This window comes from Pseudomonas sp. GW821-FHT07G10, assembly GCF_059418545.1.
Map to the genome: position 1 here is coordinate 21,436 of NZ_JBWKQB010000036.1, position 14,440 is coordinate 35,875.

13 protein-coding genes are annotated in these 14,440 nt (G+C 58.3%); 11 read left to right on the forward strand and 2 right to left on the reverse strand.

Features of this window, described 5'->3' with window-relative positions:
- Positions 1–7: 7 nt before the first annotated feature.
- On the reverse strand, positions 8–370 hold the full coding sequence (clpS, locus tag AC07O1_RS27075) for an ATP-dependent Clp protease adapter ClpS (RefSeq protein WP_150806949.1): 363 nt from the start codon (positions 368–370) through the stop codon (positions 8–10).
- Positions 371–594: 224 nt separating this feature from the next.
- On the opposite strand from clpS, the gene cspD reads away from it, so the two are divergent.
- Complete coding sequence (cspD, locus tag AC07O1_RS27080; protein WP_495090778.1) at positions 595–852, forward strand: cold shock domain-containing protein CspD; 258 nt, start codon at positions 595–597, stop codon at positions 850–852.
- Positions 853–931: 79 nt separating this feature from the next.
- Here the strand turns inward: cspD and icd are convergent, their stop codons facing one another.
- Entirely contained in the window at positions 932–2,188 is a 1,257-nt protein-coding gene (icd, locus tag AC07O1_RS27085) for an NADP-dependent isocitrate dehydrogenase (RefSeq protein WP_494993334.1), read from the reverse strand.
- A gap of 494 nt (positions 2,189–2,682) precedes the next feature.
- On the opposite strand from icd, the gene AC07O1_RS27090 reads away from it, so the two are divergent.
- From AC07O1_RS27090 to AC07O1_RS27135, 10 genes are all read left to right on the forward strand, one after another.
- Positions 2,683–4,926 (forward strand): NADP-dependent isocitrate dehydrogenase, encoded by a 2,244-nt coding sequence (locus AC07O1_RS27090; protein ID WP_495011516.1) that lies wholly within the window; start codon positions 2,683–2,685, stop codon positions 4,924–4,926.
- Between the two features lie 203 nt (positions 4,927–5,129).
- Complete coding sequence (locus AC07O1_RS27095; protein WP_495090784.1) at positions 5,130–5,576, forward strand: NUDIX hydrolase; 447 nt, start codon at positions 5,130–5,132, stop codon at positions 5,574–5,576.
- A 59-nt stretch (positions 5,577–5,635) separates the two neighbouring features.
- Entirely contained in the window at positions 5,636–6,769 is a 1,134-nt protein-coding gene (mnmA, locus tag AC07O1_RS27100) for a tRNA 2-thiouridine(34) synthase MnmA (RefSeq protein ID WP_495090779.1), read from the forward strand.
- Entirely contained in the window at positions 6,766–7,389 is a 624-nt protein-coding gene (gene hflD, locus AC07O1_RS27105) for a high frequency lysogenization protein HflD (protein WP_494993338.1), read from the forward strand. The genes mnmA and hflD overlap by 4 nt, the downstream gene beginning before the upstream one ends.
- A 127-nt stretch (positions 7,390–7,516) precedes the next feature.
- Complete coding sequence (purB, locus tag AC07O1_RS27110; protein ID WP_495090780.1) at positions 7,517–8,887, forward strand: adenylosuccinate lyase; 1,371 nt, start codon at positions 7,517–7,519, stop codon at positions 8,885–8,887.
- Positions 8,888–8,970: 83 nt separating this feature from the next.
- Positions 8,971–10,137: a ribosomal protein uL16 3-hydroxylase gene (locus AC07O1_RS27115; RefSeq protein WP_494993340.1), complete on the forward strand. Its 1,167-nt coding sequence runs from the start codon at positions 8,971–8,973 to the stop codon at positions 10,135–10,137.
- Positions 10,130–10,555, forward strand: a complete 426-nt coding sequence (locus AC07O1_RS27120; protein ID WP_494993341.1) for a GNAT family N-acetyltransferase — start codon at positions 10,130–10,132, stop codon at positions 10,553–10,555. The genes AC07O1_RS27115 and AC07O1_RS27120 overlap by 8 nt, the downstream gene beginning before the upstream one ends.
- 221 nt (positions 10,556–10,776) lie before the next feature.
- Positions 10,777–11,604: a secretin N-terminal domain-containing protein gene (locus AC07O1_RS27125; RefSeq protein ID WP_495090781.1), complete on the forward strand. Its 828-nt coding sequence runs from the start codon at positions 10,777–10,779 to the stop codon at positions 11,602–11,604.
- A gap of 518 nt (positions 11,605–12,122) precedes the next feature.
- Complete coding sequence (gene aceA, locus AC07O1_RS27130) at positions 12,123–13,448, forward strand: isocitrate lyase (RefSeq protein ID WP_494993343.1); 1,326 nt, start codon at positions 12,123–12,125, stop codon at positions 13,446–13,448.
- Between the two features lie 571 nt (positions 13,449–14,019).
- Positions 14,020–14,433: an NADH-quinone oxidoreductase subunit A gene (locus AC07O1_RS27135; protein ID WP_494993344.1), complete on the forward strand. Its 414-nt coding sequence runs from the start codon at positions 14,020–14,022 to the stop codon at positions 14,431–14,433.
- The last annotated feature ends 7 nt before the right edge of the window (positions 14,434–14,440 follow it).

Genomic DNA, 14,440 nt, shown 5'->3' on the forward strand with positions numbered 1-14,440 from the left:
GTCGGCGTTAACCGTCCTTCTCGATTTCACAGAGTAGCGGATGCTGGCTTTCCCTGGCGTACTGGTTGACCTGCATGGCCTTGGTCTCGGCGATGTCGCGGGTAAACACTCCACATACTGCCCGTCCTTCTGTATGAACGGCCAGCATTACCTTGGTCGCCAACTCTCGATTCAGGTTAAAAAACACCTCGAGCACTTCGACGACGAAATCCATCGGTGTGTAGTCATCGTTAAACAAAACCACCTTGTACATCGGCGGCGCCTGCAACGCGGGCTTAGCCTCCTGTACAGCCAAGCCAGCGGAATCGTCGTCGTGTAAATCCGGGCGATCCTGATTGAATGTTAGTCGAATCTGGCTGATTGCATGCATGGAAAGAAAGGTTCGTTAGTTGAACAAATACTGTGGTGGGGGCGCCCAGGCAGGATTTCAACTCTGACCGCCCGGTCACCTTGACTATCGGCAAAACGGTGTTACAACCAATAGGGCCCACAGTGGGTAATAAACGTCCGCACAGTCAACCCGATTTCCGGGTTTGAGTGCTGATGAACTGGATGATACTCCAGTGATGGAGTCTGTTGCAGAGGGATATGAGCATGGCAAGCGGCAAGGTCAAGTGGTTCAACAATGCCAAGGGGTATGGATTCATCAACGAGGACGGCAAGGACGAAGATCTGTTTGCCCATTACTCGGCCATTAAAATGGATGGCTACAAAACCCTGAAAGCAGGACAAGCCGTTTGTTTCGATATCATCCAGGGGCCAAAAGGCTTGCATGCGATTGAAATCAGGTCAGCCACTGCACAGGCAGCCCAGACGACCCCTCCAACCCACCACGAAACCATATCAAGCTGACCACACCAAACATCCAGTCATAAAAAAACCGACCGACTCATTCACTTGAGTCGGCCGGTTCTGCTTGGCGCGGATCAGCTTACATGTGAGAAATCAGAGCATCGCCGAACGCAGAAGACGACAGCAGCTTGGCGCCGTCCATCAGACGCTCGAAGTCATAGGTCACTGTCTTGGCCGAGATAGCGCCGTTGGTGCCTTTGATGATCAGGTCAGCCGCTTCGGTCCAGCCCATGTGGCGTAGCATCATTTCAGCAGACAGGATCAGCGAACCCGGGTTCACCTGGTCTTTGCCCGCGTACTTTGGAGCCGTACCGTGGGTGGCTTCGAACATCGCGACGGTGTCCGACAGGTTGGCGCCTGGTGCGATACCGATACCACCCACTTCGGCCGCCAGGGCGTCGGACAGGTAGTCACCGTTCAGGTTCAGGGTCGCGATCACATCGTATTCAGCCGGGCGCAGCAGAATTTGCTGCAGCATGGCATCGGCGATGGCATCTTTGACGATGACATTCTTGCCGGTTCTAGGGTTCTTGAACTGCATCCAGGGACCGCCATCGAGCAAGGTAGCGCCGAATTCTTCAGCAGCCACTTCGTAGGCCCACTCTTTGAAGGCACCTTCGGTGAACTTCATGATGTTGCCTTTGTGCACGATAGTCAGCGAGTCGCGATCATTGTCGACTACATACTGCAGGGCCTTGCGCGCCAGACGCTTGGTGCCTTCCAGGGAAACCGGCTTGACGCCGATACCGCAGTTCTGGTCGAAACGGATTTTAGTGACACCCATTTCGTCTTTCAGGAATTTGATGACCTTGATCGCTTCTGGCGAACCGGCCTTCCACTCGATACCGGCATAAATGTCTTCCGAGTTTTCACGGAAGATCGTCATGTCGACGTCGCCAGGCTTCTTGACCGGGCTAGGCACGCCTTCGAACCAACGCACTGGACGCAGGCAAACATAAAGGTCCAGCTGCTGACGCAGGGCGACGTTCAGGGAGCGGATGCCGCCACCGACCGGAGTGGTCAGCGGGCCTTTGATGGAAACGACGTAGTCTTTAACAGCATCCAGAGTTTCCTGAGGCAACCAGGTGTCCTGGTCGTAGACCTGGGTAGCCTTCTCGCCGGCGTAGACTTCCATCCAGGAGATTTTACGATCGCCACCGTAAGCTTTCTTAACAGCAGCATCGACAACCTTGATCATGACCGGGCTGATGTCGACGCCAATACCATCACCTTCGATGAAAGGGATGATCGGGTTATTAGGAACATTGAGAGAATGGTCTGCATTGACGGTGATTTTGTCGCCGACTGCTGGAACCTGAATCTTCTTGTATCCCATGCTGAACTCCGTTACGTGGATTGAACATCTGGCTGCTCTGGAGCGTACCCCAGTTGAATCTGGACGGGAACCTTATGTTCCATACATCCAGGGCCAAACCTATACTCTTTGCGGCCTACAAGCCTGAAAGCAAAGGTAAAAACGACAAAATCGAGGACCAGGGCGATCAGTGTACGGCGACCCTGCGAGCCGATCCTTTAGACCAATGGACGTCACCTCGAATACGCGACCTATCGTCGCAACACCAAAGACCTATGTATAATGCGCCGGTGACCACAGAGTCACACCGGCTGACCTGTCTGGAATGAGACTTTCAAGCCCGAAAAGACTGGGTTGTTACCGCGACCCGGTCGTCTGACGCTCGACTGATGCACCCAACATCACCGCGAAGAAACCTCGACTTTCGGCTCATGGATGACTTTGAACGAAAGCGCTCACCCCCGCGCAACTCGAGATTCCGAGCACGCCTAGCAAAGAAGAGAGTTAATCCGAATATGCCCACCCGCTCGAAGATCATCTACACCTTCACCGACGAAGCCCCAGCCCTCGCCACCTATTCACTGCTGCCTATCGTAGAGGCCTTCACCGCCTCCGCTGATATCGCCGTGGAAACCCGCGATATCTCTCTTGCAGGGCGCATCCTGGCAAGCTTCCCCGAGCAATTGGGCGACAAAGCCGTAGCCGACCACCTCGCCGAACTGGGCGCCCTGGCCGTCACGCCTGAAGCCAACATCATCAAGCTGCCGAATATCAGCGCCTCGGTTCCGCAACTGCAGGCCGCGATCAAAGAATTGCAAGCCCAGGGCTTTGAACTGCCGGACTATCCGGAAACCGTGACCAGCGATGCCGACAAGAGCGCCAGAGCGGCTTACGACAAGGTCAAGGGCAGCGCCGTAAATCCGGTTCTGCGCGAAGGCAACTCTGACCGCCGCGCCCCGCTGTCGGTCAAGAACTACGCCCGCAAGCACCCGCACAAAATGGGCGCCTGGAGCTCGGACTCCAAGTCCCACGTCGCTCACATGAGCGCTGGCGATTTCTACGGCAGCGAAAAAGCCGCCCTGATCGACGCCAAAGACAGCGTTAAAATCGAACTGATCGCTCGGGATGGCAGTACCACCGTCCTGAAAGAAAAAACCACCGTACAAGCCGGTGAGATCCTCGATTGCGCCGTACTGAGCAAAAACGCCCTGCGCAGCTTCATCGCCGCTGAAATCGAAGACGCCAGGCAAAAAGGCGTGCTGCTGTCGGTTCACCTGAAAGCGACCATGATGAAGGTCTCCGACCCGATCATGTTCGGCCAGATCGTTGCCGAGTTCTATAAAGACGCCCTGAGCAAGCACGCTGACGTGCTGGCACAGATCGGCTTCAACCTGAACAACGGCATCGGCGACCTGTACGCCCGCATCAAGGCCCTGCCGGCTGAGCAGCAAGCACAGATCGAAGCCGACATTCAGGCGGTCTACGCCGTTCGTCCGTCGCTGGCCATGGTCAACTCCGACAAAGGCATCACCAACCTGCACGTGCCGAGCGACGTGATCGTCGACGCCTCGATGCCAGCCATGATCCGTGACTCCGGCAAGATGTGGGGCACCGATGGCCAACTGCACGACACCAAGGCCGTGATCCCGGATCGTTGCTACGCCACCATCTACCAGGCGGTGATCGAAGACTGCAAGCAACACGGCGCCTTCGACCCAACCACCATGGGCAGCGTGCCAAACGTTGGCCTGATGGCGAAAAAAGCCGAAGAGTACGGTTCCCACGACAAGACCTTCCAGATCAAGGCTGACGGCGTTGTTCGCGTTTCCGACAGCGCTGGCCGCACTCTGCTGGAACAGTCGGTTGAAGCCGGCGACATCTTCCGCATGTGCCAGACCAAAGACGCGCCGATCCAGGACTGGGTCAAACTGGCCGTCAACCGTGCTCGCGCCAGCAGCACCCCGGCGATCTTCTGGCTGGACCCAATGCGCGCCCACGACGGCGTGGTGATCGAGAAAGTTCAGGCCTACCTGAAGGATCACGACACATCCGGCCTGGACATCCGCATCATGTCGCCAGTCGACGCCATGGCGTTCACGCTGACGCGCATCCGCGCCGGTCAGGACACCATCTCGGTGACCGGTAACGTACTGCGCGACTACCTGACCGACCTGTTCCCGATCATGGAGCTGGGCACCAGCGCCAAGATGCTGTCGATCGTTCCGCTGATGAACGGCGGCGGTCTGTTCGAAACCGGCGCTGGCGGTTCAGCACCGAAGCACGTTCAGCAGTTGCTGGAAGAAAACTTCCTGCGCTGGGATTCGCTGGGTGAGTTCCTGGCTCTGGCCGCCTCCCTTGAGCATCTGGGTGTGACTTACAACAACCCGAAAGCCCTGGTACTGGCCAAGACTCTGGATCAGGCCACCGGTCAGTTCCTGGACAACAACAAGTCGCCTGCACGCAAAGTCGGCAACATCGACAACCGCGGCAGCCACTTCTACCTGGCGCTGTACTGGGCCCAGGCCCTGGCCGCCCAGACTGAAGATGCCGCCCTCCAGGCGCAATTTGGCCAACTGGCGAAAACCCTGACCGAAAACGAGGCGGCCATCGTTGCCGAGCTCAACGCCGTTCAGGGCAAACCAGTGGAAATCGGTGGCTACTACTACGCCACGCCAGCACTGATCAGCAAGGCCATGCGCCCTAGCGAAATCTTCAACGCGGCAATCGCTGCGCTGGCTTCCGACAGCCTGGCTGCCTGATAGCGCTGCAACATCACAAGCCCCGGCCCTGCGCCGGGGTTTCTGTTTATGGCTTGCGCTTTTCTGTAGGAGCCAAGCTTGCTCGCGATGGCATCACCGCGATTCAACAGACAGACCGCGCCGCCTGCATCGCGAGCAAGCTCGGCTCCTACAAGGACCGCGTTCGCTTTATGATGACCTTCTCTCCCAAGGCAAGCACTTATATGGATTGGCAACCCCACATCACCGTCGCCACGATCATCGAAGATCAGGGCCGCTTCCTGATGGTCGAGGAACTCGCGGGCGGACGAGCGGTGCTCAATCAGCCCGCCGGGCACCTGGATCCCGACGAAACACTGATCGACGCCGCGATTCGTGAAACCCTCGAAGAAACCGGCTGGGACATCGAACTGACCGGCGTTATCGGCATCTACCTCTATACTGCTCCAAGCAACGGCGTGACCTACCAACGCGTGTGCTTTGCTGGCAAACCGCTACAGCATCATCCCGATTATCAGCTGGATGACGGCATTATCGGCCCGCGCTGGCTAACCCGCACCGAGTTGCTGGAACGACGCCCGGACTGGCGCAGCGAGCTAATCCTCCAGTGCATCGACGATTATTTGAGCGGCAAGCTGCACAGTCTCGAGCTGATCCGCCCTTCTCTTTAGCCTTGCAGGCTCCGGCCTGTTAGAATCGCGTCCTTTTTCAAGACACCCTTTGAATCCCTATGCGTGATCCAGCCCCTTCTGACACACAAAAGAAGCGCGTTATCGTCGGCATGTCCGGCGGCGTGGACTCTTCCGTTTCCGCCCTACTGCTGATCGAGCAGGGTTATCAGGTGGAAGGCCTGTTCATGAAGAACTGGGAGGAGGACGACGGAACGGACTATTGCACCGCCATGGACGATCTGGCCGACGCTCAAGCCGTTTGCGACAAGATTGGCATCAAGCTGCACACCGCCAACTTCGCCGCTGAGTACTGGGACAACGTGTTCGAGCATTTCCTGGCCGAATACAAAGCCGGGCGCACACCGAACCCGGACATCCTCTGCAACCGCGAAATCAAGTTCAAGGCGTTCCTCGACTACGCCCTGATGCTCGGTGCCGACCTGATCGCCACCGGCCACTACGTGCGCCGCCGCGACATCGATGGCCGTACCGAACTGCTCAAAGGCCTGGACCCCAACAAGGATCAGAGCTACTTCCTGCACGCCGTCGGCGGCGAGCAGATCGCCAAGACCCTGTTCCCGGTCGGCGAGCTGGAAAAACCTGCGGTTCGAGCGATTGCCGAGAAACACCAGCTGGCTACCGCGAAGAAAAAGGACTCCACCGGGATCTGCTTTATCGGCGAACGCCGTTTCAGCGACTTCCTCAAGCAATACCTGCCGGCACAGCCTGGCGAGATCAAAACCACCGAAGGTGAAGTGATCGGTCGCCACAACGGCCTGATGTACCACACCATCGGCCAGCGCCAGGGCCTGGGCATCGGCGGCCTGAAAGACGCCGGCGAAGAGCCGTGGTACGTGCTGATCAAGGATCTGGAGCACAACGAGCTGATCGTTGGCCAGGGCAATGATCACCCATGGCTGTTCTCCCGCGCGCTGCTCGCCTCGGACATCTACTGGGTCAACCCGGTCGACCTGAGCACGCCGCGCAAGCTCACTGCGAAAGTCCGCTATCGCCAGAGCGACCAGCCCTGCACCCTGGAAAAAACCGCCAATGGCTATCGCGCTATTTTCGACGACCCGCAGCGCGCAGTAACCCCCGGCCAGTCCGTGGTGTTCTACGACGGCGAAATCTGCCTTGGCGGCGGCGTCATTGAAGTGGCCGAACCCTGGAGCAGCAAGGATTCGCGCGCATGAGCCCGACTCAGGAGCAACTGACAGCCCTGGGCGGTGTTTTTCTCGCCGCAGTCCTGGTCGACAAGATCGCCAAGACCGGCCAGGTCACGGAAGCCGGTCTGAGCTGCATGCTTGGCAGCCTGCTGATCCGTGATCCGAAGGACACCCTGGAAGTCTACGGTGGCGACGACATCAATCTGCGCGAAGGTTATCGCGCACTGATCGGCGCCCTGGAGCGCGACCCGAACACCTTGCAACGCGAACCCTTGCGCTATGCGCTGTCGATGCTCGGCCTCGAGCGACAACTGGCCAAGCGTGACGACATGCTCGAAGTGATCGGCAAACGCTTGCCGCAGATTCAGTCCCAGGTCGAGCATTTCGGCCCGGCCCACGAAAACGTGATCGCCGCTTGTGGAGCGCTGTATCAGGACACCTTGAGCACCCTGCGCCAACGGATTCAGGTGCACGGCGACATGCGCAACCTGCAGCAACCGAGCAACTCGTCGAAGATCCGCGCCCTGTTGCTGGCCGGCATCCGCTCGGCGCGCTTGTGGCGCCAGCTGGGTGGTCATCGCTGGCAGCTGGTATTCAGCCGCCGCAAACTGCTCAAAGAGCTTTATCCGCTGATGCGCAGCAGCTGAACCGCGCCCGCAATATTGTTTTGTAGTCTGTAACGCGTAAACGCTGGTCAGTTGGCAACGGACCAGCGGTTTTTTTTCATGTATGATACGCGCCCCATTTCGTTGCCCGACTGTCCGAGAACACCCCATGCAGCTCTCTTCGCTCACTGCGGTTTCCCCTGTTGACGGCCGCTACGCCGGCAAAACCCAGGCCCTGCGCCCAATTTTCAGCGAATACGGTCTGATCCGTGCTCGCGTCCTGGTTGAAGTGCGCTGGCTCCAGCGCCTGGCCGCTCACGCTAGCATCTACGAAGTCCCGGCGTTTTCCGCCGAAGCCAACGCGGCTCTGAATGAACTGGCGGAAAACTTCTCGCTGGAACACGCCGAGCGCGTCAAAGAGATCGAGCGCACCACCAACCACGACGTTAAAGCCATTGAGTACCTGCTCAAGGAACAGGCCGCCAAACTGCCTGAACTGGCCAACGTCAGTGAATTCATCCACTTTGCCTGCACCAGCGAGGACATCAACAACCTGTCCCACGCCCTGATGCTGCGCGAAGGCCGTGATGAGGTGATGCTGCCGCTGATGCGCCAGACTGCTGAAGCCATTCGCGAGCTGGCGATCCGCTTCGCCGACGTGCCGATGCTCTCGCGCACCCACGGTCAACCGGCTTCGCCGACCACCCTGGGCAAAGAACTGGCCAACGTGGTTTACCGCCTGGAACGCCAGATCGCCCAAGTCGCTGCCGTTCCGCTGCTGGGCAAGATCAACGGCGCTGTCGGCAACTACAACGCACACCTCTCGGCCTACCCTGAGATCGACTGGGAAGCCAACGCTCGCGCGTTTATCGAAGATGAGCTGGGTCTGGGCTTCAACCCGTACACCACGCAGATCGAACCGCACGACTACATCGCCGAGCTGTTCGATGCGATCGCCCGCTTCAACACCATCCTGATCGACTTCGATCGCGATATCTGGGGCTACATCTCCCTGGGCTACTTCAAGCAGCGCACCATTGCCGGCGAAATCGGCTCCTCGACCATGCCGCACAAGGTCAACCCGATCGACTTCGAAAACTCCGAAGGCAACCTGGGTATCGCCAATGCACTGTTCCAGCACCTGGCGAGCAAGCTGCCAATCTCCCGCTGGCAGCGTGACCTGACCGACTCCACCGTGCTGCGCAACCTCGGCGTCGGCTTCGCTCACAGCGTTATCGCTTACGAAGCCAGCCTCAAAGGCATCAGCAAACTGGAACTCAACGCCCAGAAAATCGCTGCTGACCTGGATGCGTGCTGGGAAGTCCTGGCCGAACCGATCCAGACCGTGATGCGTCGCTACAACATCGAAAACCCGTACGAAAAGCTGAAAGAGCTGACTCGCGGCAAGGGCATCAGCCCTGAAGCGCTGCAGACTTTCATCGATGCACTGGACATGCCTGCCGAGGCCAAGGCCGAGCTGAAAAAGCTCACCCCGGCCAATTACATCGGCAACGCCGTGGCTCAAGCCAAGCGCATCTGACCGCTCGTAATACATTTAGACGCCCGGCAGCGCCGGGCGTTTTTATTCCCGTCTGAAAAGTACTTTTTTTCAATAGGTTACACATGAATCCTGATATTCCTCTTCAACTTCTGGGCGGCATCACTGCACGGGAATTCCTGCGCGACTACTGGCAGAAAAAGCCGCTGCTGATCCGCCAGGCGATCCCTGATTTCGAAAGCCCGATTGACGCCGACGAACTGGCCGGCCTGGCACTGGAAGAGGAAGTCGAATCGCGACTGGTCATCGAGCACGGCGAGCGCCCATGGGAATTGCGTCGCGGCCCGTTCGCCGAAGACGAATTCAGCAAACTGCCCGAGCGCGAGTGGACCTTGCTGGTGCAAGCCGTCGACCAGTTCGTGCCGGAAGTCAGCGAGCTGCTGGAGCACTTCCGCTTCCTGCCGAGCTGGCGCATCGACGACGTGATGATCAGCTTCGCTGCGCCTGGCGGCAGCGTAGGCCCGCACTTCGATAACTACGACGTGTTCCTGCTGCAAGGCCATGGCAAGCGCAACTGGAAGATCGGCCAGATGTGCGATTCCGAGAGCCCTCTGCTCGAGCACGCCGACCTGCGCATCCTTGCCGACTTCCAGGGGACCGACGAGTGGACCCTGGAACCGGGCGACATGCTCTACCTGCCGCCGCGCCTGGCCCACTGCGGCGTGGCTGTCGACGACTGCATGACCTACTCGGTGGGCTTCCGCGCCCCGAGCGCCGCTGAAGTGCTGACCCACTTCACTGACTTCCTCAGCCAGTTCCTGCCTGACGAAGAGCGTTACACCGACGCCGACGCACAACCAGCGATCGACCCGCACCAGATCCAGCATGACGCCCTCGACCGCTTGAAAAGCCTGCTGGCCGAACACATGAGCGACGAGCGCCTGCTGCTGACCTGGTTCGGCCAGTTCATGACCGAACCACGCTACCCGGAATTGGTGGTCGGCCCGGAACTGGAAGAAGACGACCTGCTCAGCAGTCTCGAGCAAGGCGCCGTGCTGATCCGCAACCCAAGCGCGCGCCTGGCCTGGTCGGAAGTCGACGACGACCTGCTGCTGTTCGCCAGCGGCCAGAGCCGTTATCTGCCGGGCAAGTTGCGCGAGCTGCTGAAAATGATTTGCGCCGCCGATGCGCTACACGTCGACAACCTTGGCCATTGGCTGAGCGATGAAGACGGTCGGGGCCTGCTGTGTGAACTGGTCAAGCAAGGAAGCCTGGGGTTTGCCGATGAATAAGATTCACGTACGTGTCGCAGACTGGCAAAAGGACAACGCCGAGATCCGGCGCATTCGTGAAGCGGTGTTCATCGCCGAGCAATCCGTTCCACCCGAACTGGAATGGGATGCCGACGACGCAAGCGCCGTGCATTTCCTCGCCTTCGAAGGTGATTTTCCGATTGGTACTGCGCGCCTGTTGCCTGATGGGCACGTCGGCCGCGTATCAGTCCTCAAGGACTGGCGCGGCCTGAAGGTCGGCGATGCACTGATGCAAGCGGTGATCGGTGAAGCCGAGAAGCGCGGGCTCAAGCAGCAGATGCTCAGTGCACAGGTTCAGGCGACAGCGTTCTATGAGCGCCTGGGCTTCAGCATTGTCAGTGAGGAGTTCCTCGAAGCAGGGATTCCGCACGTCGATATGGTGCGCGGCCACCACTGATCGTTCCCACGCTCTGCGTGGGAATGCCTCTCAGGACGCTCCGCGTCCTTTCGCGGCGGTGACGCGGAGCGTCACCGGCTGCATTCCCACGCGGAGCCTGGGAACGATCAACGCCCTGCTATCTTCAGATACCGGGGCGTTTTGCCGTCCAGGATTCAACTTGCCCCTTCGCAGGCCGACAAACTGGCAAACTCGAGCCTTTGATCGCGGAGATAACGGACATGTCCCTACGCACCCTGTTCACCACACTGCTGCTGACCTGCAGTTTTTCGGTCATCGCCGCTACCGAGGTGGTGCAACTCAACAATCGCACCAGCGCCGACCTGCTGCCGGTTGCGCAGAATTTTATCGGCAGGGACGGCAAGGTCAGCGCCTACGGCAACCAGCTGATCGTCAACGCCGAACCCGACAAGATCAACGAATTCAAGGCCCTGATCGCACAGCTCGACACCGCGCCCAAACGCCTGCTGATCACTGTCGACACCAATGAAAACAACCAGCAAGACAACACCGATCAGCGGACGCGGATCATCACCTACAGCACCGACAGCCGCGAAGGCGGCATTCAGCAGGTCCAGACCAGCGAAGGTACACCGGCCCTGATCCAGATCGGCCAGATCGTGCCGCTGACCAGCACCCAGACCGATGCCTACGCCAGCCTGCCAAACCAGACCAACACCTCCAGCCCGCCGCAAAACCCGAGCAACAGCTCCAGCCCACCGCAAAACCCGAGCAACAACTACGCCCACCTGCAAAGCCAGACCCAGTACCGCAACGTCTCCCAGGGTTTCTACGTCACAGCCAGCGTCACCGGCGACATCGTTCACCTCAATATCAGAACCAATCGTGACCGAATGAGCCAGGAACGTCCCGATGTAGTGAACGTGCAAAATACCAACACCACGGTCAGCGGCCGCCTTGGCGAATGGATCACCCTGGCCGGGGTCAATCGCCAGACCCAGGCCGATAAACAGGGGCTGGCCCGCAGCTATTCGACTCAGGGCCGGGATGACATGACCTTGCGGGTAAAAGTCGATACCTTGGACTAACACACCAAAAACTGACTGATTAGTCGTATTAGACCAAAGATGTAGTGCTTAAAAAAAAGCACTACAAAACGTTTGACGAGCCAAAAAAGCAAAGGCATGATGGCCTCGCTCCCGCTAATCAGGGGCCCTGGCAAGGGCCTTCGAATCGCCGCTCTAACCTACCTACCTGAGCCGATTCGTGTCTGTACCGCCCACAAGGTGTGTTTGACGAGGTTGCGACTGGAACGAAGTTGTCCCGAGGGACGGAAGCGTAATTAGGTAGACCGGCAACACACTGATGATCGTATAAAGGCCCACGACGCCCGAATGCGCCCACCAGCTCGCCCTTACCTGCTCAGCCTCCATCCTCGAGCCCATCGTTCATCCCGTCGCCCTCCCCGCCAGACCCGACTTGACCACCTAAGCTTCTGGTCAGCGAGCAGCCATCTACGCAATCTTTCAAACCTGCGTACCTGGTGGAGCTGGAATTTTCCACCCAAGAACCACTTTCCACACAAGACGCGACGAGGTTTATCTCCATGGCACTGACACGCGAACAGCAAATTGCAGCCCTCGAAAAAGACTGGGCTGAAAACCCACGCTGGAAAGGCGTGACTCGCGCTTACTCCGCTGCTGACGTCGTCCGTCTGCGTGGCTCGGTTCAACCTGAGCACACCTTTGCAAAAATGGGCGCCGAGAAGCTCTGGAACCTGGTCACCCAGGGTGCCAAGCCGTCCTTCCGTCCAGAGAAAGATTTCGTCAACTGCATGGGCGCCCTGACCGGTGGCCAGGCCGTACAGCAAGTCAAAGCCGGTATCCAGGCGATCTACCTGTCGGGTTGGCAAGTCGCTGCAGACAACAACTCTGCAGAATCGATGTACCCGGACCAGTCGCTGTACCCGGTCGACTCCGTACCGACCGTGGTCAAGCGCATCAACAACTCGTTCCGTCGCGCCGACCAGATCCAGTGGAAAGCCGGCAAGAACCCGGGTGACGACGGCTACATCGACTACTTCGCACCGATCGTCGCCGATGCTGAAGCCGGTTTCGGTGGTGTGCTGAACGCCTACGAGCTGATGAAAAGCATGATCGAAGCAGGCGCTGCCGGCGTTCACTTCGAAGACCAACTGGCGTCCGTGAAAAAATGCGGCCACATGGGCGGCAAGGTACTGGTTCCTACCCAGGAAGCCGTACAGAAGCTGACCGCCGCCCGCCTGGCGGCTGACGTTGCCGGTACACCGACCATCATCCTGGCCCGTACCGACGCCAACGCCGCTGACCTGCTGACCTCGGACTGCGACCCGTACGACCAACCGTTCGTCACTGGCGAACGCACTCAGGAAGGCTTCTACAAAGTGCGCGCCGGCCTCGACCAGGCTATCGCTCGCGGCCTGGCCTATGCACCATACGCCGACCTGATCTGGTGCGAAACCGCCAAGCCGGACCTGGACGAAGCTCGTCGTTTCGCTGAAGCGATCAAAAAGGAATACCCGGACCAGCTGCTGTCGTACAACTGCTCGCCTTCCTTCAACTGGAAGAAAAACCTGGACGACGCGACCATCGCCAAGTTCCAGCGCGAACTGTCCGCCATGGGTTACAAGCACCAGTTCATCACCCTGGCCGGCATTCACAACATGTGGCACAGCATGTTCAACCTGGCGCACGACTACGCCCGCAACGACATGACCGCTTACGTGAAACTGCAAGAACAAGAGTTCGCTGATGCCGCCAAGGGTTACACCTTCGTGGCTCACCAGCAGGAAGTCGGCACCGGCTACTTCGACGACATGACCACCGTGATTCAAGGCGGCACGTCTTCGGTTACCGCGCTGACCGGCTCCACCGAAGAAGAACAGTTCCACTGATCGACTTCGCTTCTTGAGCAAACGGCCATTCCAGACCGTATAGAAAACTAACTGGAATGCCGCATATCTAACGCCCCGACCGGTTCGGGGCGTTTTTTTTGGGGATTTCCCAGACAGCGTTTGATCCCCCGTAGCAGCTGGCGAAGCCTGCGCCCGCAGCCGATACAAAAAATTGATCCCAAGCAGTATCAGATCTCGAAAAAAAGGTTAAAACGGCTGAGCTCGCAACTTGCAGTAGAGGGTATGTAAGCGCAACTTCCCGCTTACCACCCCAAGTAGCAGTTTAAAAACCGCGCCAAACAATATTGATTATCATTTAAGCTGCACATTGTTCGTTACATCACCCACAAAACATAATTGACAAAACAGCGCCTAATGCCCGCAGCGTCTGGGCTGCGAGGGTCCGGAGGCATGCCATGTCCTCATTTCACTAAATAATTTCGCCATAGAAAATTTACTTGCCCGGTGTTTAGCCATAAAATCACCGGGATTGATTGCGCTGCGACATATCGTCACTGCTTTATTTCTATTCAAGCTCAGAGACCTTTGCTCTCTGCCAAGGATTACCAGCATGCCCGAAGCGACAGGACTCATGGCCCACAACTGGGGCTTTGCCATTTTCCTTCTGGGTGTTGGCGGCCTTTGTGCCTTCATGCTCGGTGTTTCCAGCCTGCTGGGCTCCAAAGCCTGGGGCCGCAGTAAAAACGAACCGTTCGAGTCCGGCATGCTGCCTACCGGTAGCGCCCGCTTGCGGCTCTCAGCCAAATTCTATCTGGTCGCGATGCTCTTCGTGATCTTCGATATCGAAGCCCTTTTTCTCTTTGCCTGGTCTGTGTCCGTCCGCGAAAGCGGCTGGACCGGATTTGTCGAAGCTCTCGTTTTCATAGCAATTCTGTTGGCAGGTCTTGTCTACCTTTGGCGAGTGGGGGCACTTGATTGGGCTCCGGAAGGTCGTCGTAAGCGGCAAGCGAAGCTAAAACAATGAGGCTTTG

What these genes read in the sequence shown, in the direction of transcription:
- aceA (WP_494993343.1), top strand. Translation starts at nt 12,123, where the DNA reads ATGGCACTGACACGCGAACAGCAAATTGCAGCCCTCGAAAAAGACTGG.
- purB (WP_495090780.1), top strand. Translation starts at nt 7,517, where the DNA reads ATGCAGCTCTCTTCGCTCACTGCGGTTTCCCCTGTTGACGGCCGCTAC.
- AC07O1_RS27120 (WP_494993341.1), top strand. Translation starts at nt 10,130, where the DNA reads ATGAATAAGATTCACGTACGTGTCGCAGACTGGCAAAAGGACAACGCC.
- mnmA (WP_495090779.1), top strand. Translation starts at nt 5,636, where the DNA reads ATGCGTGATCCAGCCCCTTCTGACACACAAAAGAAGCGCGTTATCGTC.
- AC07O1_RS27095 (WP_495090784.1), top strand. Translation starts at nt 5,130, where the DNA reads ATGGATTGGCAACCCCACATCACCGTCGCCACGATCATCGAAGATCAG.
- AC07O1_RS27135 (WP_494993344.1), top strand. Translation starts at nt 14,020, where the DNA reads ATGCCCGAAGCGACAGGACTCATGGCCCACAACTGGGGCTTTGCCATT.
- clpS (WP_150806949.1), bottom strand. Translation starts at nt 370, where the DNA reads ATGCATGCAATCAGCCAGATTCGACTAACATTCAATCAGGATCGCCCG.
- AC07O1_RS27115 (WP_494993340.1), top strand. Translation starts at nt 8,971, where the DNA reads ATGAATCCTGATATTCCTCTTCAACTTCTGGGCGGCATCACTGCACGG.
- cspD (WP_495090778.1), top strand. Translation starts at nt 595, where the DNA reads ATGGCAAGCGGCAAGGTCAAGTGGTTCAACAATGCCAAGGGGTATGGA.
- AC07O1_RS27090 (WP_495011516.1), top strand. Translation starts at nt 2,683, where the DNA reads ATGCCCACCCGCTCGAAGATCATCTACACCTTCACCGACGAAGCCCCA.
- AC07O1_RS27125 (WP_495090781.1), top strand. Translation starts at nt 10,777, where the DNA reads ATGTCCCTACGCACCCTGTTCACCACACTGCTGCTGACCTGCAGTTTT.
- hflD (WP_494993338.1), top strand. Translation starts at nt 6,766, where the DNA reads ATGAGCCCGACTCAGGAGCAACTGACAGCCCTGGGCGGTGTTTTTCTC.
- icd (WP_494993334.1), bottom strand. Translation starts at nt 2,188, where the DNA reads ATGGGATACAAGAAGATTCAGGTTCCAGCAGTCGGCGACAAAATCACC.